Source organism: Motiliproteus sediminis, from assembly GCF_017912535.1.
In the GTDB taxonomy this organism is placed as follows: domain Bacteria; phylum Pseudomonadota; class Gammaproteobacteria; order Pseudomonadales; family Balneatricaceae; genus Motiliproteus; species Motiliproteus sediminis.
Genome location: NZ_JAERQK010000015.1, coordinates 13,558 through 31,268, shown reverse-complemented (window position 1 = coordinate 31,268; position 17,711 = coordinate 13,558). Strand labels below are relative to the sequence as shown.

General features: G+C 59.0%; 19 protein-coding genes and 1 rRNA gene. 12 read left to right on the top strand and 8 right to left on the bottom strand.

The features are described from left to right. A 5S ribosomal RNA gene (gene rrf, locus JJQ76_RS17500) occupies positions 1–83 on the top strand; the annotation flags it as partial. A gap of 85 nt (positions 84–168) precedes the next feature. Here the strand turns inward: rrf and dtd are convergent. Genes dtd through typA form a run of 3 tightly spaced genes read right to left on the bottom strand, consistent with a single transcriptional unit; the run spans position 169 to position 3,432 of the window. Next, the gene (gene dtd, locus JJQ76_RS17495; RefSeq protein ID WP_210398253.1) at positions 169–606 is read right to left on the bottom strand and encodes a D-aminoacyl-tRNA deacylase; all 438 of its coding nucleotides are present in this window, start codon (positions 604–606) and stop codon (positions 169–171) included. 7 nt (positions 607–613) lie between these two features. Continuing rightward, positions 614–1,564, bottom strand: coding sequence for a prolyl aminopeptidase (gene pip, locus JJQ76_RS17490; protein ID WP_210398252.1), 951 nt, complete (start codon positions 1,562–1,564; stop codon positions 614–616). A 56-nt stretch (positions 1,565–1,620) separates the two neighbouring features. Continuing rightward, positions 1,621–3,432 carry a translational GTPase TypA gene (typA, locus tag JJQ76_RS17485; protein WP_210398251.1) on the bottom strand — a complete coding sequence of 604 codons (1,812 nt, stop codon included), beginning with the start codon at positions 3,430–3,432 and terminating at the stop codon, positions 1,621–1,623. A 362-nt stretch (positions 3,433–3,794) separates the two neighbouring features. Between typA and glnA the strand changes: the two genes are divergently transcribed. The 4 genes from glnA (at position 3,795) to JJQ76_RS17465 (ending at position 8,363) form a co-directional block, all read left to right on the top strand. Next, positions 3,795–5,198, top strand: coding sequence for a glutamate--ammonia ligase (gene glnA, locus JJQ76_RS17480; RefSeq protein ID WP_210398250.1), 1,404 nt, complete (start codon positions 3,795–3,797; stop codon positions 5,196–5,198). Between the two features lie 254 nt (positions 5,199–5,452). Beyond that, positions 5,453–6,526: a nitrogen regulation protein NR(II) gene (glnL, locus tag JJQ76_RS17475; protein ID WP_425515247.1), complete on the top strand. Its 1,074-nt coding sequence runs from the start codon at positions 5,453–5,455 to the stop codon at positions 6,524–6,526. Beyond that, on the top strand, positions 6,507–7,928 hold the full coding sequence (glnG, locus tag JJQ76_RS17470; RefSeq protein WP_210398249.1) for a nitrogen regulation protein NR(I): 1,422 nt from the start codon (positions 6,507–6,509) through the stop codon (positions 7,926–7,928). The genes glnL and glnG overlap by 20 nt, the downstream gene beginning before the upstream one ends. Positions 7,929–7,997: 69 nt before the next feature. Further along, on the top strand, positions 7,998–8,363 hold the full coding sequence (locus JJQ76_RS17465) for a hypothetical protein (RefSeq protein ID WP_210398248.1): 366 nt from the start codon (positions 7,998–8,000) through the stop codon (positions 8,361–8,363). Here JJQ76_RS17465 and JJQ76_RS17460 read toward each other — a convergent pair. The 4 genes from JJQ76_RS17460 to JJQ76_RS17445 are packed head-to-tail and all read right to left on the bottom strand — an operon-like array spanning position 8,360 to position 10,047. Continuing rightward, complete coding sequence (locus JJQ76_RS17460) at positions 8,360–8,824, bottom strand: tRNA (cytidine(34)-2'-O)-methyltransferase (protein ID WP_210398247.1); 465 nt, start codon at positions 8,822–8,824, stop codon at positions 8,360–8,362. The genes JJQ76_RS17465 and JJQ76_RS17460 overlap by 4 nt on opposite strands. A 38-nt stretch (positions 8,825–8,862) precedes the next feature. Further along, complete coding sequence (secB, locus tag JJQ76_RS17455; protein WP_210398246.1) at positions 8,863–9,339, bottom strand: protein-export chaperone SecB; 477 nt, start codon at positions 9,337–9,339, stop codon at positions 8,863–8,865. Between the two features lie 13 nt (positions 9,340–9,352). Next, positions 9,353–9,628 (bottom strand): glutaredoxin 3, encoded by a 276-nt coding sequence (gene grxC / locus JJQ76_RS17450; protein ID WP_210398245.1) that lies wholly within the window; start codon positions 9,626–9,628, stop codon positions 9,353–9,355. Positions 9,629–9,630: 2 nt separating this feature from the next. Beyond that, entirely contained in the window at positions 9,631–10,047 is a 417-nt protein-coding gene (locus JJQ76_RS17445; RefSeq protein WP_210398244.1) for a rhodanese-like domain-containing protein, read from the bottom strand. 320 nt (positions 10,048–10,367) lie between these two features. Between JJQ76_RS17445 and JJQ76_RS17440 the strand changes: the two genes are divergently transcribed. From JJQ76_RS17440 to JJQ76_RS17410, 7 genes are all read left to right on the top strand, one after another. Then, complete coding sequence (locus JJQ76_RS17440; protein ID WP_246481122.1) at positions 10,368–10,541, top strand: hypothetical protein; 174 nt, start codon at positions 10,368–10,370, stop codon at positions 10,539–10,541. Then, the gene (locus JJQ76_RS17435; RefSeq protein WP_210398242.1) at positions 10,538–11,479 is read left to right on the top strand and encodes an SEL1-like repeat protein; all 942 of its coding nucleotides are present in this window, start codon (positions 10,538–10,540) and stop codon (positions 11,477–11,479) included. The genes JJQ76_RS17440 and JJQ76_RS17435 overlap by 4 nt, the downstream gene beginning before the upstream one ends. A gap of 66 nt (positions 11,480–11,545) precedes the next feature. Continuing rightward, entirely contained in the window at positions 11,546–13,087 is a 1,542-nt protein-coding gene (gene gpmI / locus JJQ76_RS17430) for a 2,3-bisphosphoglycerate-independent phosphoglycerate mutase (RefSeq protein WP_210398241.1), read from the top strand. A gap of 58 nt (positions 13,088–13,145) precedes the next feature. Further along, complete coding sequence (locus JJQ76_RS17425) at positions 13,146–14,282, top strand: murein hydrolase activator EnvC family protein (RefSeq protein WP_210398240.1); 1,137 nt, start codon at positions 13,146–13,148, stop codon at positions 14,280–14,282. 21 nt (positions 14,283–14,303) lie between these two features. Continuing rightward, a complete protein-coding gene (locus JJQ76_RS17420; protein ID WP_210398239.1) occupies positions 14,304–15,623 on the top strand; it encodes a S41 family peptidase in 1,320 nt (439 codons plus the stop codon). A 2-nt stretch (positions 15,624–15,625) separates the two neighbouring features. Next, positions 15,626–16,489: a divergent polysaccharide deacetylase family protein gene (locus tag JJQ76_RS17415; RefSeq protein ID WP_210398238.1), complete on the top strand. Its 864-nt coding sequence runs from the start codon at positions 15,626–15,628 to the stop codon at positions 16,487–16,489. Between the two features lie 141 nt (positions 16,490–16,630). After that, a complete protein-coding gene (locus JJQ76_RS17410) occupies positions 16,631–16,900 on the top strand; it encodes a hypothetical protein (protein WP_210398237.1) in 270 nt (89 codons plus the stop codon). 15 nt (positions 16,901–16,915) lie between these two features. On the opposite strand, the gene JJQ76_RS17405 is transcribed toward JJQ76_RS17410, so the two are convergent. Continuing rightward, positions 16,916–17,710: a sulfite exporter TauE/SafE family protein gene (locus JJQ76_RS17405; protein ID WP_210398236.1), complete on the bottom strand. Its 795-nt coding sequence runs from the start codon at positions 17,708–17,710 to the stop codon at positions 16,916–16,918. Between the last annotated feature and the right edge of the window lies 1 nt (position 17,711).

Here is a 17,711-nt window from a genome sequence, read left to right as displayed (position 1 = left end):
CCCATACCGAACTCCGAAGTGAAACGACTCAGCGCCGATGGTAGTGTGGGGCTTCCCCATGTGAGAGTAGGTCATCGCCAAGCGCCTAATACGAGAAGGCCCCAGTCATGCGACTGGGGCCTTTTTTTATCGCTGACGGGTGGTGATCCAGAGCGGTGGGCGGCCGGGTTAACTCTCCAGCATGAAGGTTACCGGACCGTCGTTGATCAGGCTGACTTTCATGTCGGCACCGAAGCGACCGGTGGCGACATGACCCAGCTGTCCCCGGGCCTCGGCCACAAAGTAGTCATAAAGGCTTTCGCCGAGTTCAGGGTGGGCGGCGTTGGAGAAGCCGGGGCGCAATCCCTTGCGCGTATCGGCTGCCAATGTGAACTGCGATACCACCAGTAGCTCGCCGCCGGCCTGCTGAAGATTGAGGTTCATTTTGCCGTCCGTATCGGGGAAGATGCGGTAGTGGGTGACTTTGTGCAGCAGTTTGCGCGCTTTCTCTTCGTTGTCCCCCTTCTGTACTCCCAGTAACAACAGAATGCCGGTTTCGATCTTGCCAGAGACCTCGCCATCGATCTGAACCGCCGCTTGGCTGACGCGTTGGATTAATCCGAGCATGGGGCTCCTATGCCAGTCGAGTGGCGAATTTTTCTGTCGCCTTGATGAGGTTGTCGGTGATGCCGGGTTCCAGCGCTGAATGTCCAGCATCACGGACGAGGTGAAGTTCTGCGTCAGGCAGAGACTGATAGAGGGCGAACGCTTGTTCCGGTGGGCAAACGGTATCGTAGCGGCCGTGGATCAGAACGGCCGGAATCTGCGCGATTCGCTCCGCCTGGGCGAGAATCTGGTTCTCTTCAATAAACCCCTGGTGCGTGAAGTAGTGGTTCTCAATCAGCGCCAGAGCGCCGGCAACCTGGGGATCGGTGTAGTGGTTGAGCAGGGTGGTGCTTGGATTCAGGGTGGAGCAGTGAGCTTCCCAGCTACACCAGGCCTTGGCCGCAGCCATTCGCTCAAGATCATTGTCGCTACTGAGGCGGCGATGGTAGGCGGCTACCAGGTCGCTCCGTTCGTCAGCAGGAATGGGCGCCGCGAACTTGTTCCAGTGATCGGGAAAGAAGCGGTTGGCGCCACTTTGATAGAGCCAGTCGATATCCTGTTGGCGACACAGGAAGGTGCCCCTCAGGATCAGTCCCGCGACCCGGTCAGGGTGTTGCTGGGCGTACAAAAGGCTGAGTGTTGCCCCCCAGGATCCTCCAAAAAGAAGCCACTGTTCGACGTTTAGGTGTGAGCGGATCTGCTCCATATCGCTCAACAGATGCGGGGTGGTGTTGTCGGTTAACTCCGCATGCGGCGTTGAGTGGCCGCAGCCGCGTTGATCAAAAAGAACGATGCGGTATTTTTCCGGATCGAAGAAGCGACGGTTGAAGCTGTCGCAGCCGGCGCCGGGGCCGCCGTGCACAAAGAGTACCGGGATTCCGCGGGGGTTGCCGCTCTCTTCAAGGTAAATATGGTGGAGGCCGTCGACCTTTAGCTGGTGACGGGCGTAGGGCTGTATCTCAGGGAACAGGGTGCGCATAGTCAATCCTTTGCCGCAATCTGCCCCTAAGTATACAGCCCTCTGCCGCTATTGCCTTAGCTGCGTGCTGCGCGCTTGCGCTCGTGCTCTTTCAGCAGCTTCTTGCGCAGGCGGATGTGGTGGGGGGTGACTTCAACCAGCTCATCATCCTCGATGAAATCCAGTGCCTGTTCCAAGGTGAACTTGATCGGCGGTGTCAGCTGGATATTTTCATCGGTGCCGGAGGCGCGGACGTTGGTTAGTTGTTTGCCCTTGATCGGGTTTACCGCCAGGTCGTTGGAGCGGCTGTGGATACCAAGGATCATCCCCTCGTAGACCTCTACGTTGGGGTCGATACAGAGGCGTCCGCGCTCCTGCAGGTTGAATAGCGAGTAACCCAGCGCCTTGCCCGACACCATCGATACCAGCACGCCATTGATGCGTGATACCACTTCACCCTCTTTGACCGGGCCGTAGTGGTCGAAGATCGAGGTCATGATGCCGGTACCGGAGGTAAGGGTCAGGAACAGGCTGCGAAAGCCGATCAGGCCGCGCGAGGGGATCATAAAGGTCAGGCGTACCCGGCCCTTACCGTCCACTTCCATGTTGGTCATGTCGGCGCGGCGTTTACCCAGCTCCTCGATCACATTGCCTTGGTGCTGTTCTTCAACGTCGATCATCACCTCTTCGAACGGCTCCTGAATCTGGCCGTCGACGACTTTCTGAACCACTTCCGGGCGGGAAACACCGAGTTCGAAGCCTTCGCGGCGCATCGATTCGATCAGCACCGACAGGTGCAGCTCGCCGCGACCGGAGACTTTGAACTTCTCCGGCGAATCGCCCTCTTCAACCCGCAGGGCAACGTTGTGAATCAGTTCGCGCTCCAGGCGCTCCTTGATGTTGCGCGAGGTGACGAACTTGCCGTCCTGGCCGGCGAACGGCGAATCGTTGACCTGGAAGGTCATGGACACCGTCGGCTCATCAACGCTCAGCGCCGGCAATGCTTCGACATGGTCGGGGTGGCAGAGGGTATCGGAGATATTCAGCTTGTCGATACCGGTGACACAGACGATGTCGCCCGCTTGTGCGCTGGAGACATCTACTCGCTCCAGACCCATGTAGCCCATGATCTTGAGAACGCGACCTGAGCGTGATTTACCCTCGGCATCGATCACCTTGACCTGGCCGTTGGTGGCGATGCTGCCGCGCTTGATGCGGCCGACGCCGATAACGCCGAGATAGCTGCTGTAGTCCAGTGCGGATACCTGCATCTGGAAGGGGCCATCCACGTCGACGTTCGGGGCTTCGACATGTTCGACAATCGCTTCGAACAACGGTGTCATATCCTCTGCCATCTCGCTCGGATCGCGACCGGCGATGCCGTTCAGGGCGGATGCGTAGACCACCGGGAAGTCGAGCTGCTCTTCGGTTGCTCCAAGGTTGTCGAACAGGTCGAACACCTGGTCCATAACCCAGTCCGGGCGCGCGCCTGGGCGGTCAATCTTGTTGATGACCACGATAGGTTTCAGGCCCTGTGCAAAGGCCTTCTGGGTGACGAAGCGCGTCTGTGGCATGGGGCCGTCGACTGCATCAACCAACAGCAATACGCAGTCAACCATCGACAGTACCCGCTCCACTTCGCCGCCAAAGTCAGCGTGCCCGGGGGTGTCGACGATATTGATTCGGTAGTCGTTCCAGCGGATGGCGGTATTCTTGGCAAGGATGGTAATGCCGCGTTCACGCTCCTGGTCGTTGGAGTCCATGATCCGCTCACTGCCTTCGTCGCGGCGCGCCAAAGTGCCTGACTGCTGAAGCAGTTTGTCTACCAAGGTGGTCTTGCCATGGTCGACGTGGGCGATGATGGCAATATTTCTCAAATTCTCAATCACAGCGGCTTTACTCCGGCGCCTTAAAAAGCGGCAATTATACATGAGTTGACGGTGCAAGCTGTGCGATTATTTTGTGTGCAGCGCTCTCGATTCCCGCAGGAATTTCATGCTTAAATAGCTGCGCAGTGAGACAGCAGCAGTGCTTGCGCTATATTGGTGCATCTTGTTTTTGTGTGCACCGATATAGGGCGAATGGGTGTGCCCGTGATGGCGCAGGACCCGCAGAAACAGCGGTTTTCGCTACTTCAGTGAAGTGGCACACCATTTGCCTTAGGTAAAAACCGAAAATTCGCGTTGCTGCTTGGCCGCGAAAGGTAAGGAAGGGCCCAGAGCGATCTGGCCATTAACAACCGGAGATTGATATGTCACAGACTCTGAAGCTGATTGAAGAAAATGAAGTGCGTTGGGTCGACCTGCGTTTCACCGATACCAAAGGTAAAGAGCAGCACGTAACCATTCCTGCGACTGAAGTTAACGAAGACTTCTTCGTAGACGGCAAGATGTTCGATGGTTCCTCCATCGCGGGTTGGAAGGGCATCAACGAGTCTGACATGATCCTGCTGCCTGACGACAGCGCCTCTCTGCTGGATCCTTTCACCGAAGACGCCACAGTTATTGTTCGGTGTAACATCGTCGAGCCGTCCACCGGTCAGGGTTACGAGCGTGACCCTCGCTCCATCGCCCAGCGCGCTGAAGAGTACCTGAAATCTACCGGCATCGGTGATACGGCGCTGTTCGGTCCGGAGCCCGAGTTCTTCGTGTTTGACGACGTTAAGTGGCACGCCGATATCTCTGGCGCTGGCTACAAGATCTCTTCTGATGAAGCGGCCTGGTCTTCTAACGAAGTCTTCGAAGGCGGCAACATCGGCCACCGCCCGACCGTTAAGGGCGGTTACTTCCCGGTTCCTCCGGTTGACTCCCTGCATGACCTGCGCGCCGCGATGTGTGATGCCATGACCTCCATGGGCCTGGTAGTTGAAGTACACCACCACGAAGTAGGTACTGCGGGCCAGTGTGAAATCGGCGTTGGTGCCAACACCCTGACCAAAAAAGCTGACGAAGTTCAGGTGCTGAAGTATTGCGTACATAACGTTGCTCACGCCTACGGCAAGACGGCCACCTTCATGCCGAAGCCTCTGGTTGGCGATAACGGTTCCGGTATGCACGTTCACATGTCCATCTCCAAGGATGGTCAGAACCAGTTCTCCGGCGACCTGTACGGTGGTCTGAGCGAGCAGGCTCTGTTTGCTATCGGCGGTGTTATCAAGCACGCCAAGGCGATCAATGCCTTCGCTAACGGTTCCACCAACTCCTACAAGCGTCTGGTTCCCGGTTTCGAGGCTCCGGTTATGTTGGCTTACTCAGCGCGCAACCGCTCTGCCTCTATCCGTATCCCTTACGTGACCAACCCGAAGGCGCGTCGCGTTGAATTCCGCTTCCCTGATCCGTCTGGCAACCCTTACCTGTGCTTTGCGGCACTGATGATGGCGGCTCTGGATGGTATCAAGAACAAGATCCATCCTGGTGATGCGGCGGACAAGGACCTGTACGACCTGCCGGCTGAAGAAGCGGCTGAGATCCCGACCGTATGTTCCAGCCTGGAAGAAGCGCTGGCGTCGCTGGACGCAGACCGTGAATTCCTGACTGCTGGCGGCGTATTCAGTGATGACACCATCGATGCTTACATCGCGCTGAAGAAGCAGGATGTTGAGCGTGTCAACATGACTACACACCCGGTTGAATTCGACCTGTACTACAGCGTTTAAGCATTACCCTTAAGCGCTCTGAAAAGCCTCCTTCGGGAGGCTTTTTTTATGTCTGTTGTTTGGGCTGGATAAGATTCAAATTAGGGCGGTCGGGCTAGTGTGCACTATTATGGTGCGGTAAGGATGGTTGTGGAGCGGACCAGCTTTGGTCATGGCGGCGTGAGCCCAGGTTTTATGCGGCGGGAGAGCGTGGCGGGCAAGCTGGTTTATTTTTTGCAATAGCTGACTAAAAGCCCTATGGCGGAGAATATCTGGTGCACGTGTTTTATAAGAACCTGCTTGATAACCTCAGCGGCGCTGTGTTGATGGTCGATGGTGAGCGCTGCATCCGCTATATGAACCCGGCGGCGGAGATGTTGTTTGAGGTCAGCGCCAAGCGGATGGAGGGTGAAAACCTCGTCAGTCTGATTCGCGACCACTTCGAGTTCTATGAGGTGCTGGCTGACGCCTGCGACACCGGCCACTCCTTTACTCGCCGCGAGGCGCATCTGCTACTGCACAATGGCAAGGATTTGGCTGCTGACTACAGCATATCGCCGCTACTGGCGGAGCGCAGCAATGGCCTGTTGATCGAGGTTCAGCCGCGTGAGCGGCTCATACGTATCAGTCGTGAGGAGGAGAGTCGCTCGCAGCAAGAGACAACCCGCGAACTCATTCGGGGGCTCGCCCACGAGATTAAGAATCCGTTGGGTGGTATTCGGGGGGCGGCGCAGCTGCTGGATCGCGCGCTGCCTAATGACAGTTTGCACGAGTATACCCAGGTGATTATCGGCGAGGCCGACCGGCTGCAGAATCTTGTCGATCGCATGCTGGGACCGCGTCAGTTGCCGCAGAAGAAGCCGATCAATATTCATCTTATTCTGGAACGCATCAATAGTCTGATCAGTGCCGAGACTGCGGGCCAGGTCGAGGTGGTGCGCGATTACGATCCGAGCATTCCCGATATCGACGGTGACGAGGAGCAGTTGATCCAGGCCGTTCTTAACGTGGTGCGCAATGGCGTGCAGGCGCTGCTGGAAGCAGAAACGCCGTCGCCGCGGATTACCTTGCGCACGCGTGCGATTCGCCAGTTCACTCTGGGGGCCGAGCGGCATCGTCTGGTTTGTCAGTTGGTGGTACAGGATAACGGCCCGGGAGTGCCTGAGTCGCTGCGAGAAACGCTGTTCTATCCGATGATCAGCGGACGGGCGGCGGGTACCGGGTTGGGGTTGTCGATCGCGCAGTCGATCGTCAATCAGCATCAGGGATTAATTGAATGTCAGAGTGAGCCCGGTTGTACCGAGTTCATGATCTACATACCGTTGGAGAATGAATATGGCGTCAAATAACGTCTGGATTGTTGACGATGATCGCTCTATTCGCTGGGTGCTGGAGAAGGCGCTGGAGCAGGCCGGTATCGAGGCGCGGGTGTTTGAGGCGGGTGATGAGGTCATGAAGGCGCTGCAGCATGAGCAGCCCGATGCCCTTGTCAGTGATATTCGTATGCCGGGTATCGACGGCCTGGCGCTGCTGGGTGAATTGCAGCGCCTGTGTCCGGACCTGCCGGTGATCATCATGACGGCGCACTCTGATCTGGATAGTGCCGTGGCCTCCTACCAGGGAGGGGCCTTCGAATATCTGCCCAAGCCCTTTGACGTGGATGACGCTGTCGCGCTGGTCAAGCGGGCGTTGGCTCATGCCCAGGAGAAGCGTGGCCAGGCCGATGCGGTTCAGCCCGAGGTGGCGACCGAGATCATTGGTGAGGCGCCGGCGATGCAGGAGGTGTTCCGCGCTATCGGGCGACTGTCGCAGTCGAATATCACCGTGCTGATCAATGGTGAGTCGGGCACGGGTAAGGAGTTGGTCGCTCACGCGCTGCATAAGCACAGCCCGCGTCGGCAGGCCCCCTTTATACCGCTCAACATGGCAGCTATTCCTCGTGATCTGATCGAATCGGAGTTGTTTGGTCATGAGAAGGGCGCCTTTACTGGTGCCGGCGCGCAGCGCAAGGGGCGCTTTGAGCAGGCGGATGGTGGCACTCTGTTTCTCGACGAGATCGGCGACATGCCGGCCGAAGCGCAGACCCGGTTGCTGCGGGTGCTGGCCGATGGTGAGTTCTACCGGGTTGGCGGGCATACGCCGATCCGGGTCAATGTACGGATCATCGCCGCAACTCACCAGAACCTGGAAGAGTTGGTCAAGGAGGGGCGCTTCCGTGAGGATCTGTTCCACCGTTTGAACGTTATTCGTATTCATATACCCCGCTTGAGTGCGCGCAGCGAAGATATCCCCCGGTTGGCGCAGCACTTTCTGGCCAAGGCAGCCGACGAGTTGGCGGTTGAGCCCAAGGTGCTGACTGCCGAGGCTGAGCGTTATCTGTGCGGGGTGTCCTGGCCCGGTAACGTGCGCCAACTGGAAAACGCCTGTCGTTGGATCACGGTGATGGCCTCCGGCCGGGAAGTGTTGGTGTCTGATCTGCCGCCCGAGCTGCTTGAGGATCAGGTGGCAGAGCAGCCCGCCGGCGACTGGCGGCAAGGTTTGCGGCAGTGGGCAGAGCAGGAGCTGGGGCGCGGCACCAGTGATCTGCTCGGTGTGGCGGTGCCGATCTTTGAGCGCATCATGATTGAAACTGCGTTGGCGCATACCGGTGGTCGCCGCCGCGATGCCTCGTTGTTGTTGGGGTGGGGGCGCAACACGCTGACACGCAAGATTAACGAGCTGGGTATGGATGCTGCCGACAGTGAGGGGTGAATCGGCTCCCGGGGTGGCTTAATTGGGCTAGAGTTTCCATCATGCATTCATCGTCTGAAAGGGAAGTGTATGAACAGGAAGATCGGGTCGGTTTGTTGTGGTGCGCTGCTGCTGATGGGCGCGGGTGTGGCCGCTGCGGATAATCGCAGCTGTGAGAGCCTGCTGACTGAGTTGGGCAAGTGGCCGGCCGGTAGCGAAAGCTATGAGTTGCTGCTGCGGCAGTCGATCAGTCCGCGCGTCGGTGATCGGCTGGATGGCATGGCGGCCAAGCGTAAGGTTTCGCGCTCACTGGCGCGCAAGATTACCGCTCTTTATTACGACATGCTGGTGGCGGCCTGTCGCCAAAATGGCTCGCTGATGACGCACATGGCATCGGAGCAGGCTGCGGCGGAAACGCGCGCCATGGTAGAGGCCTATTTCGAGCTGAAAGATTAGCAGGCGCCGCTAAAGCCTTGCTGGCGCCAGGCTTCATAGCTGATGACGGCAACGGCGTTGGATAGGTTGAGGCTGCGGCTGTCCGGGCGCATCGGAATGCGGATGCGTTGATCGCAGTTGATGGCGTTCAGTATCTCTGCTGGAAGGCCGCGGGTCTCCGGGCCGAACAGCAGGATGTCATCGGATTTGTAGGCGACCTGGTCGTGGAGGCGGCTGCCTTTGGTGGTGCAGGCAAAGATCCGGCGATTCGCGGCCCAGTGCTGGAATGTCGCGAAGTCGGCGTGACGATGCACCTGCTTATGGTCGGCGTAGTCGAGCCCTGCTCTGCGCAGTTTTTTCTCTTCCAGATCAAATCCCAGTGGCTCTATCAGGTGCAGGCTGCAGCCGTTGTTGCGGCACAGGCGCATGATGTTGCCCGTATTGGGTGCAATTTCAGGTTCGTACAGCGCGATGTGAAACATAAGGACAGCGGAGCGCGACGAGCGCCCCGCCGGAGGGTTTAGTGTTGCTGTTCGGCTTTTTCGCCGGCTTGCTGCTTCTGCATCTGTTCGGCAAAGAGAGCGTCAAAGTTAACCGGTGCCAGGCCGAGGGCCGGGAAGCCGCCGCGATTGGCCAGACTGTCAACGGTCTCGCGTGCATAAGGGAACAGGATGTTGGGGCAGAAGGCACCCAGGGTGTGCTGCATCTGCCCGCCTTCCAGTCCCTTGATCAGAAACAGGCCTGCTTGTTGCGCTTCGATCAGGAAGGCTGAGTCACCATCGCTTTTTACAGTCACGGTGAGCGTCAGCACCACCTCATAGAGGTCGTCGCCGACAGAGCGGGTCTTGGTGTTGATCTCCAGTCCAACTTCTGGCTGCCAGGCCTTGGAAAAAACCGCCGGCGAATTCGGTGACTCGAAGGAGAGGTCCTTGAGGTAGATTCGCTGAATGGCAAACTGGGGTTGGTTGGCTTGGCTTTGGGCGTTCTCTTCGCTCATGGTGTGCTTCCTTTTATTGTTCGTTTAAATCTTTTTCGCCGCTCAACAGCGCGTCCAGCTGACCGCTTCGTTCCAGCGCGTAGAGCTCGTCGCAGCCGCCTATGTGGGTGTCATCGATAAATATCTGCGGCACTGTGTGGCGGCGCGCACGTGCCATCATGGCACGGCGCTTCTCGGCATCGCCGTCCACCGCAATCTCATCAAAGCTGGCTTGCTTCTGCGTTAGCAGCATCTTGGCGCGAATGCAGTAGGGGCAATAAGCGGTGGTATAGATTTCGATGCGGGCCACGGTTACTTCTTCACGATCGGCAGGTTCTGCGCCTTCCACTCGGTAATGCCGCCGCTCAGGCGGGATACCCGCTCAAACTTGGCTTCCTGTAGCTTCTTGAACGCGCCGGATGCGGTGTGGCCGAGGTTGCAGACCACAATGACCGGCTTATCGCGGTGCTTGTGAAGCTCGCTGATCCGCTTGTCCAGTTCTGCGAAGGGGATGTTGACCGCGCCGGTAATGTGGCCGGTCTGGAACTCCTTCTTGGGGCGGATATCCAGCACAACGGCATTTTCCTTGTTGATCATCTGGGTGGCGATGTGGGGCGTGACTTTGGCGCCGCCTTTGCGGGCTTCGCTGATCGCCAGCAGCACCAACGTGACCGCCAGCGCGGCAAACAGCTCCAGGTGGTTGTTGGCGAATTCGATGAACTGCTCCATTAACGCTTCTTCCGAGTTTGTAGGTTGTGGGCGGCCGCCGGGCCGCGGAAAGGCGCAAGTATACCTGTTCAGCCGGATCGAGGCCACGCGCTTGCCGTCTGTGGATGGGGTTGATGGGTCATGATTCCTTTTTGATATATCGAAAATAATCAAAAAACAATTGTGATTATTAAATAATCATATAGAATTTCATTATTCTGTATTTGTTATAACTAAGAAGATTAAAGAGTATGCAAGAGCGAGAATTGAAACTCTTATTCAATGCGGGATGTTTCACTATCTGCCGAGCTATTCCCGTATCTATGGCTAAAGGCTGGAATTTGAAGTTTGTGACCGGCGATGAGCGCGAAGAGGTGCTCACGCTGCAGCGTGAGGAGCGCGAGCGTGAGTTCAAAAGCCTGGATGGAGCGGTATCGGTCGCGCGGCGTATCGGGTTTGACTGGGTGCGGGTCGAAATCGGTAATCTGCAATGGGAAGAGCGGCTCAGCTTGTGAAAAAGACGCTGCTTCTGGCTGTGCTTCTTTGTTTTCCGCTGGCTGCCAGTGCTTCTCTGAAGGGGCTTGTTGAGGCGCTGGCAGCCGGCGCTCCACTCTCTACTGAACAACGGCAGGCGGCAGAGCAGAGTCCGGACGGATTGCTGCTGCTGGGCTGGCTGGCGGAGTCCGGCAGATATGGTCGACCCCGTGATGTCAGTGCCTCCAGAGCGCTATTTCAGCGTGCGGCTGAAGCGGGCTCAATTGCTGCGTTAAGCTATTGTTGGGAGCGGTGTGTCGAGCTCACCGACGAGGTGCGCAAGCGGTTGCGGCAGGCGGCTGAGTCGGGTGATCCCCAGGCGCTTTATCTGCGCTACCGGTTGGCGCAGAGTGAGGAGGCAGAGGTCGGTGCAATGGATCAGCTGCTGCTGGAGGCGGCGCGGGGCGGGCAGGCTGATGCCATCGGACAGTTGTATGCCGACCACTTCTTGAGCTGGGCCGGCGGCAACCGCACCGTCATGCAGGCAGCGAGAAAGCTGGAGCGTTGCCGCGCCGAGGGGATTGTTTACTGTTACTTCCTAACCGGCTCGCTGCATCAGCGGCGCGGAGATCATGGGTCTGCACTGTTTTACTTCCAGATGCTGCGTTGGATTGACCGGGATCTGTTTGGCCGCTACCTGAGCGCCGCCGACATCAGCGATCTGGTCGCGCGCCTGCCGCAGCAGAGCCTCGAGCCGGTGCGCAATCGGGCCGCAATCCAACTGGCTACGCTGGCGGCCACCGGTAATCCGCGCCTTGACCGCTTCGCCTTCTGTCGCGACAGTCTCGGTGTTGCCTGCGTGTCGCAACTGGCCGCTCGAGATGGCGACTGTGTGCCGGCGGTACTGGAGCGGGCCGAGGCTTTTCGGGGGTTTCGCGATTCTACCGGCTATCGAGCGTGTTTGGCTGCCGAGCGCTGACTGGCCCTTTGCCGGGCGTCAGAGTAAAATGCTCGGCTATTTGACGACCACGCAGGATCCGTTTTCATGGCCCAGAATCGCACTCCGACCGCGCTGATTATTCTTGATGGCTGGGGGGTCAACGACGACCCCGTCAACAACGCCATCCACGCCGCCCGTACCCCGGTATGGGACCGCATCTGGTCCAGCTGCCCCACCGCACGGGTGGCTACGTCCGGTCTGGCAGTTGGCTTGCCGGACGGGCAGATGGGTAATTCTGAGGTCGGTCACATGAACATGGGGGCCGGTCGTATCGTCTATCAGAACTTTACCCGCATCACCAAAGCGATCGAAGATGGCTCTCTGTTCACTAACGACGCATTGGTGAGCGCCATGGATAAGGCGATCAATGCCGGCCGAGCGGTGCATATTATGGGGCTGCTCTCTCCCGGTGGCGTGCATTCCCATGAGGAACACCTGTTCGCACTGTGCGAAATGGCGGTGAAGCGCGGTGCCAACGCGCTGTATGTGCACGCTTTTCTAGACGGTCGCGATATGCCACCGCGTAGCGCTGAGCCCTCGATCAGAGCCATGGAAGCCAAGTTGGCGGCGCTGGGTGTTGGTGCCATCGCCACGGTGACCGGGCGGTACTATGCCATGGACCGGGATAATCGTTGGGAGCGGGTCCAGCAGGCCTACGACGCGATGACCTTGGGTGAGGGTGCGCAGCGATCCGGCAGCACTCTGGCGGCGCTGGAGCAGGCATATGCGCGTGGCGAGAACGACGAGTTCGTCCAGGCCACGGTTATCGAGCGCGAGGATGGCAGCGCGACCGGCCGCGTTGAGGACGGTGACACGGTGATCTGTGCCAACTTCCGCCCTGATCGCGCGCGTGAGATCACCCGCGCCTTTGTAGAGGCCGACTTTGATGGTTTCGAGCGCCGCCGGGCTCCGGCACTGGCCGACTTCGTGATGATGACCGAATATGCGGCGGACATCGAGGCATCCTGCGCTTATCCGCCGGAAGCGATTCGAAACGGTCTGGGTGAATATATGGCCGCGCAGGGTAAAACCCAGCTGCGGATCGCTGAAACCGAGAAGTATGCCCACGTGACCTTTTTCTTTAACGGTGGCGAGGAGGCGCAGTACGCCGGTGAAGAGCGAATTCTGGTGCCATCCCCAGATGTGGCTACCTACGACCTCAAGCCGGAGATGAGTGCGCCAGAGGTAACAGACAAGCTGGTAGAGGCGATCGGGTCAGGGCGTTTCGATCTGATCATCTGTAACTTCGCCAATCCTGACATGGTCGGCCATACCGGTGTATTTGACGCCGCCGTCAAGGCGGTAGAAACGATCGACAGCTGCCTTGGCCGGGTGCTTGACGCGTTGCAAGCGGTCGGTGGCCAGTGCCTGATTACTGCCGATCATGGCAATGTGGAACTGATGGCTGATCCGGCCACGGGGCAGGCGCATACGGCGCATACCACCTGGCCAGTGGGTCTGGTGTATGTCGGGCCGCGTCAGCTGACGTTGGAAAATGGCACCCTGGCAGACCTGGCTCCTACCCTGTTGGAGCTGATGGGGCTGCCGGCTCCGGCAGAGATGACCGGTACCGTGTTGGCCCGTTGAGCGCGTGTACAGCCGAATGATCCTTGGTTATAGTCGCGGGATCATTCGGGAATCGTTAATGCGCATACTGCTGCCACTTATTGTCACTTTGCTGGCGCTGCAGCTGCCTTTTGCCCAGGCGGCTGATGCCGATGCCACGCAGCGTCAGATACGCCAGCTGCAGAGCGAAATCAAACAGCTACGAGCGGAGCTGGATAAGGCGAGCGGCGAGCAGCAGTCGCTGCAGCAGGCGCTGCGCCGGGCAGAGTCCGAGGCAGGACGAGTCAGCCGCCACCGGGATGCGCTGAGTGATGATCTCCTGCGTATTGCAGCCCAGCTTGAGCGCTTGGGGCCACAGCAGCAGCGGCTGCAGGCCCAACGCAAGAGCCAGGCCGAGGCGCTGGGGGAACAGTTGGCGCTGGCTTTTCGCAGTGGGCAGCAGGATAAGCTCAAGCTACTGCTCAATCAGGAAAAGCCTGAGCGGGTCAGCCGGCTGCTGCACTACCACCGTTACTTTACCGAAGCGCGGGTTGCCGCGATTCAGCAATTTAATGCCACCTTGGCTGAACTGGAGCGGACGGAAGCCACTCTCAAGGAGAACAGTGCGGCGTTGGTCGACCGGCAACAGCAGCTGGAGCAGCGCGAGCGAGAGCTGGCTGGTCTGCGCCGCGAGCGTCAGCAGGCGCTGGCAAGCTTGCAGCGTGACATTAAAGGTCGGAGTGAGCAGCTGGCGCGACTGGAACAGGACCAGCAGCGTTTGCAGCGCGTGCTGCGGCAGTTACAGCAGGCCTTGGCGAAAGCGGATCTTGCCATCACCACCCAGCGTTTCGCGCAGTTAAAGGGGCGTCTGGCTTGGCCGACACAGGGGAAAGTGGTAGAGCGTTTTGGCAGCCGCCGGGGCGGCGCGCGTAGCGAGGGTATTGTCATCGGTGCCGGTGCTGGCCAGCGGGTCAGTGCCGTGCATAATGGACGGGTAGTCTATTCGGACTGGCTAAGAGGCTACGGCCTGTTGCTGATTATTGACCATGGCGACGGCTACATGTCGCTCTACGGGCACAACCAGAGTTTGCTCAAAGAGGTGGGTGACTGGGTTGCTGCCGGAGACAGTATCGCCAAGGTTGGTGACAGCGGCGGGCGTGAAGACGCCGGTCTTTATTTCGCCATCAGGCGACGGGGTAAGCCCCAGAATCCGCAAACCTGGCTGCGGCGCGGCTAGGCCTGAGTTAAGGAAACTACCATGAAGCTGGTAAACCGTTTGATCTCCTCCGTGGCGCTGGCCATCGGTCTGAGCTTGCCACTGTCGGTCCTCTATGCCGCACCGGAGGGTGGCGATAGCGCCCCGGCCGGTGTTGGCCAGGCGCCGCTGCCGCTGGAGGAGCTGCGTACATTTACCGAAGTCTTTGAACGGATCAAGGGTGCCTATGTTGAGGAGGTGGATGACGCCACGCTGCTCGAAAACGCCATCAAGGGGATGCTAAGCGGTTTGGATCCTCACTCGGCGTATATGGATCCGCGCTCGTTCAAGAATCTGCAGGTGCATACCAGCGGTGAGTTTGGCGGTCTGGGAATCGAAGTGGGTATGGAGTCCGGTTTTATCCGCGTTATCGCTCCCATCGACGATACCCCCGCGGAGCGGGCCGGTATTCTCGCTGGCGATATGATTATCAAGCTGGATGATAACGCCGTGCAGGGGATGGGGCTGGTGGACGCCGTCAACCTGATGCGCGGTAAACCCGGTACCGACATCGTGTTGACCATCATGCGCGAGGGTGATCCCAAGCCTAAGAAGATTACCGTGACACGTGATGTGATCAAGGTAACCAGTGTGCGGAGCCGGATGCTGGACGAGCACTTCGGTTATCTGCGGATCTCGCAGTTTCAGGTGAATTCCGGCAAGGACCTGAAAGCGGCAATGGTGAAACTGGCCGAAAAGGGTGATCTGAAAGGCTATATTCTTGATCTGCGCAACAACCCTGGCGGAGTACTTCAGGCCGCAGTGGAGGTCAGTGACGCGTTCCTCAAGGGTGGGCTGGTGGTGTACACCGAGGGGCGAATCGATCAGGCCGAGCTGCGCTTCAGCGCCACTGAAGAGGACCCCAGCGAGGGCTTGCCGCTGGTTGTGTTGATCAATGGCGGTTCGGCGTCGGCGTCCGAGATCGTTGCCGGTGCATTGCAGGATCATGGTCGTGCAGTCGTGATGGGAACCCGTAGCTTCGGTAAAGGATCGGTTCAGACGGTGCTGCCGTTGACCAATGAGCGGGCGCTTAAGCTGACCACTGCACGCTACTACACCCCCGATGGGCGTTCCATTCAGGCCGAAGGTATCGTGCCGGACATCGAGGTAGAGCCCGCCACGGTGACTCGGCTTGAAGGCCGAGTGGGAGTAAAGGAAGCGGATCTGGTTGGGCATCTTGAGAATGGCAATGGCGGCCATCGCGATGACAAAGCGCCTGCTCGCAATGGCGTTGACCGCGAGCTGCTGGACGAGGACTACCCCCTCAATGAAGCGCTTAATCTGCTCAAAGGGTTGTCAATCCTGAGCCGGGTGTCGCCCTAGCAATGCGTTGTATTGCCGCACTGCTTGCGCTGGGTATTTGCTTGGCGGCGCCTGCGATGGCGGGCGAGGTCGCCGATGCGGTGGCTCAGCCGGCGGTGGTCATTATCATCGATGATGTGGGCGATAACTGGGACAAGGGAAGCGCTGCGGTGGCGCTGCCGGGACCGGTGACCTACGCGGTATTGCCCCACAGTCCGTTCGGGCCGCGACTTGCCCGGCAGGCTTACGCGCGCGGCAAAGATGTGATTTTGCATGCGCCGATGGAAAACACCCATGATCGTGCGCTGGGGCCCGGGGCATTAACCGAGTCTCTGTCGGCACAGCAGTTCGCCCAGGTGCTGCGCAGCGATCTGGACAGCGTCCCTCATGTGCAGGGGCTTAACAACCACATGGGCAGCCTGCTGACCAAACTGCGTCCGCAGATGGAGTGGGTCATGGACGAGGCTCAGCGGCGGCAGCTGTTCTTCGTCGATAGTGGCACGACTCCGGACAGCATTGCCTGGCAGGTCGCTCGCGATGCCGGTATTCCGTATCTTCGCCGCGACATCTTTCTCGACCATGAGCAGACCCCCAACTTTGTTCATCAGCAGTTCCAGAAAACCCTGCGTATCGCCAGGGAGCGCGGGTGGGCGGTTGCCATCGGTCACCCCTATCCGGTTACCGTGGACTATCTGGCGGCCGCGCTGCCGTTGATGGATGAGATGGGAATACGCCTGGTGTCGGCATCGGCACTGCTGATGGAGCATGATGAGGAGCGTCGCTTGCGTCGTTATTATCATCTGCTGCAGGCGCGTGAACAGCAGCGGTTGCAGCAACAAAGCTGCGCCCGCGGCGATGACTCCGCCTGTGAACCAAGCGCTGAATAGCCGTTCCCCGGGCCTCCTCGATGGATCCTGCATTAGAGTCCTCTTGTTTTCGCGGTTGCGGAATTCTTTTCACTTCTATTGGTTAAAAAACGCACTACTCTTTGATTGAGAGCAACAACGGTACGCAGGGAGGTGGTCACCATGTTGACCTACGAAGATTGCCTCGAACTGAGCGGTTCCTGTCAGGAGGAAGTGGACGCCATTGCCGAGCACGATCATCTGTACGCGATTCAGGCTTTGGCAGAAGCGGCATGCTTGCTACAGCAGCGCGGCGGTTGCCAGCGACTGCGCCAGATTATTATCGATGATATTCGCAAGGCGCAGATACGCGGTGATCGTGACCATGAGCACGCCCTTCGCATTCTGCTGACGAAGGTGATCCGCGAACACCCCCAACAGCGGGTGGCCTAACGCGCCGGGCCGGTATTAGCCGGCCCAGCCCGGCAACAGCAGTGACAGTCCGTCCCAGATCAGTTTCAGCCCCACCAGAATGGTTAACGCTTCAAAGACCTTCTTGATCAACAGATTGCCCCTGGCAATAGCCAGGTGGGCGCCGCTGTAGGCCCCTAGAAAAGAGCCCGCCAGCAGCGCCGGCAACCATTCCCACCGTGGCGGCGTTTGCAGGGCAACGGCAACAGCGCCGCTGGCGTTCCAGAATATCCCCACCAGGATCAAGGTAAAGGTTACGGCGCGCTGGTAGTCCAGCCCGAACCAGCGTACCAGCCACAGGGTTACGAACAGACCGGTACCGGAGGTAAGAGAACCGTTCAATGCGCCGATCAGGAACAGGCCGAACCCACCCAGCCACAACCCGACCCCCTCCCGGTTGGTTGGCTGAAGCTGCAAGCCAAGATCTTTTTTGACCCGCGAGTAGAGTCCCAGTCCCGCGGTCAGTACGCCCAGAGAAAGGATGGCCCAGCCTTCCGGCAGCGCCAGTACCAGATTGGCGCCGGTGATCACCCCGGGAAGGCCGGTAGCGAGAATAAACAGGGCGAATGGCCACTCCAGTCCGCCTTCGCGCAGATGGCGCAGGGTTGCCCCCAGCCCCAGCGCAACACTGGCTATCTTGTGGGTTGCCAGGGCGGTGGAGAAACTCAGGCCCAGAAACAAAAGGACCGGGAACTGCAGCAGGCCAGCGCCGCCGCCCGCCAGCGCCGACAGCAGGTTGGCGACAAAGCTGAGCGCCAGCAGCCCCGCTTGTTCGGCGATGGCAGTGTCCACG

What these genes read in the sequence shown, in the direction of transcription:
- dtd (WP_210398253.1), bottom strand. Translation starts at nt 606, where the DNA reads ATGCTCGGATTAATCCAACGCGTCAGCCAAGCGGCGGTTCAGATCGAT.
- pip (WP_210398252.1), bottom strand. Translation starts at nt 1,564, where the DNA reads ATGCGCACCCTGTTCCCTGAGATACAGCCCTACGCCCGTCACCAGCTA.
- glnA (WP_210398250.1), top strand. Translation starts at nt 3,795, where the DNA reads ATGTCACAGACTCTGAAGCTGATTGAAGAAAATGAAGTGCGTTGGGTC.
- glnG (WP_210398249.1), top strand. Translation starts at nt 6,507, where the DNA reads ATGAATATGGCGTCAAATAACGTCTGGATTGTTGACGATGATCGCTCT.
- JJQ76_RS17465 (WP_210398248.1), top strand. Translation starts at nt 7,998, where the DNA reads ATGAACAGGAAGATCGGGTCGGTTTGTTGTGGTGCGCTGCTGCTGATG.
- JJQ76_RS17460 (WP_210398247.1), bottom strand. Translation starts at nt 8,824, where the DNA reads ATGTTTCACATCGCGCTGTACGAACCTGAAATTGCACCCAATACGGGC.
- secB (WP_210398246.1), bottom strand. Translation starts at nt 9,339, where the DNA reads ATGAGCGAAGAGAACGCCCAAAGCCAAGCCAACCAACCCCAGTTTGCC.
- JJQ76_RS17445 (WP_210398244.1), bottom strand. Translation starts at nt 10,047, where the DNA reads ATGGAGCAGTTCATCGAATTCGCCAACAACCACCTGGAGCTGTTTGCC.
- gpmI (WP_210398241.1), top strand. Translation starts at nt 11,546, where the DNA reads ATGGCCCAGAATCGCACTCCGACCGCGCTGATTATTCTTGATGGCTGG.
- JJQ76_RS17425 (WP_210398240.1), top strand. Translation starts at nt 13,146, where the DNA reads ATGCGCATACTGCTGCCACTTATTGTCACTTTGCTGGCGCTGCAGCTG.
- JJQ76_RS17420 (WP_210398239.1), top strand. Translation starts at nt 14,304, where the DNA reads ATGAAGCTGGTAAACCGTTTGATCTCCTCCGTGGCGCTGGCCATCGGT.
- JJQ76_RS17415 (WP_210398238.1), top strand. Translation starts at nt 15,626, where the DNA reads ATGCGTTGTATTGCCGCACTGCTTGCGCTGGGTATTTGCTTGGCGGCG.
- JJQ76_RS17410 (WP_210398237.1), top strand. Translation starts at nt 16,631, where the DNA reads ATGTTGACCTACGAAGATTGCCTCGAACTGAGCGGTTCCTGTCAGGAG.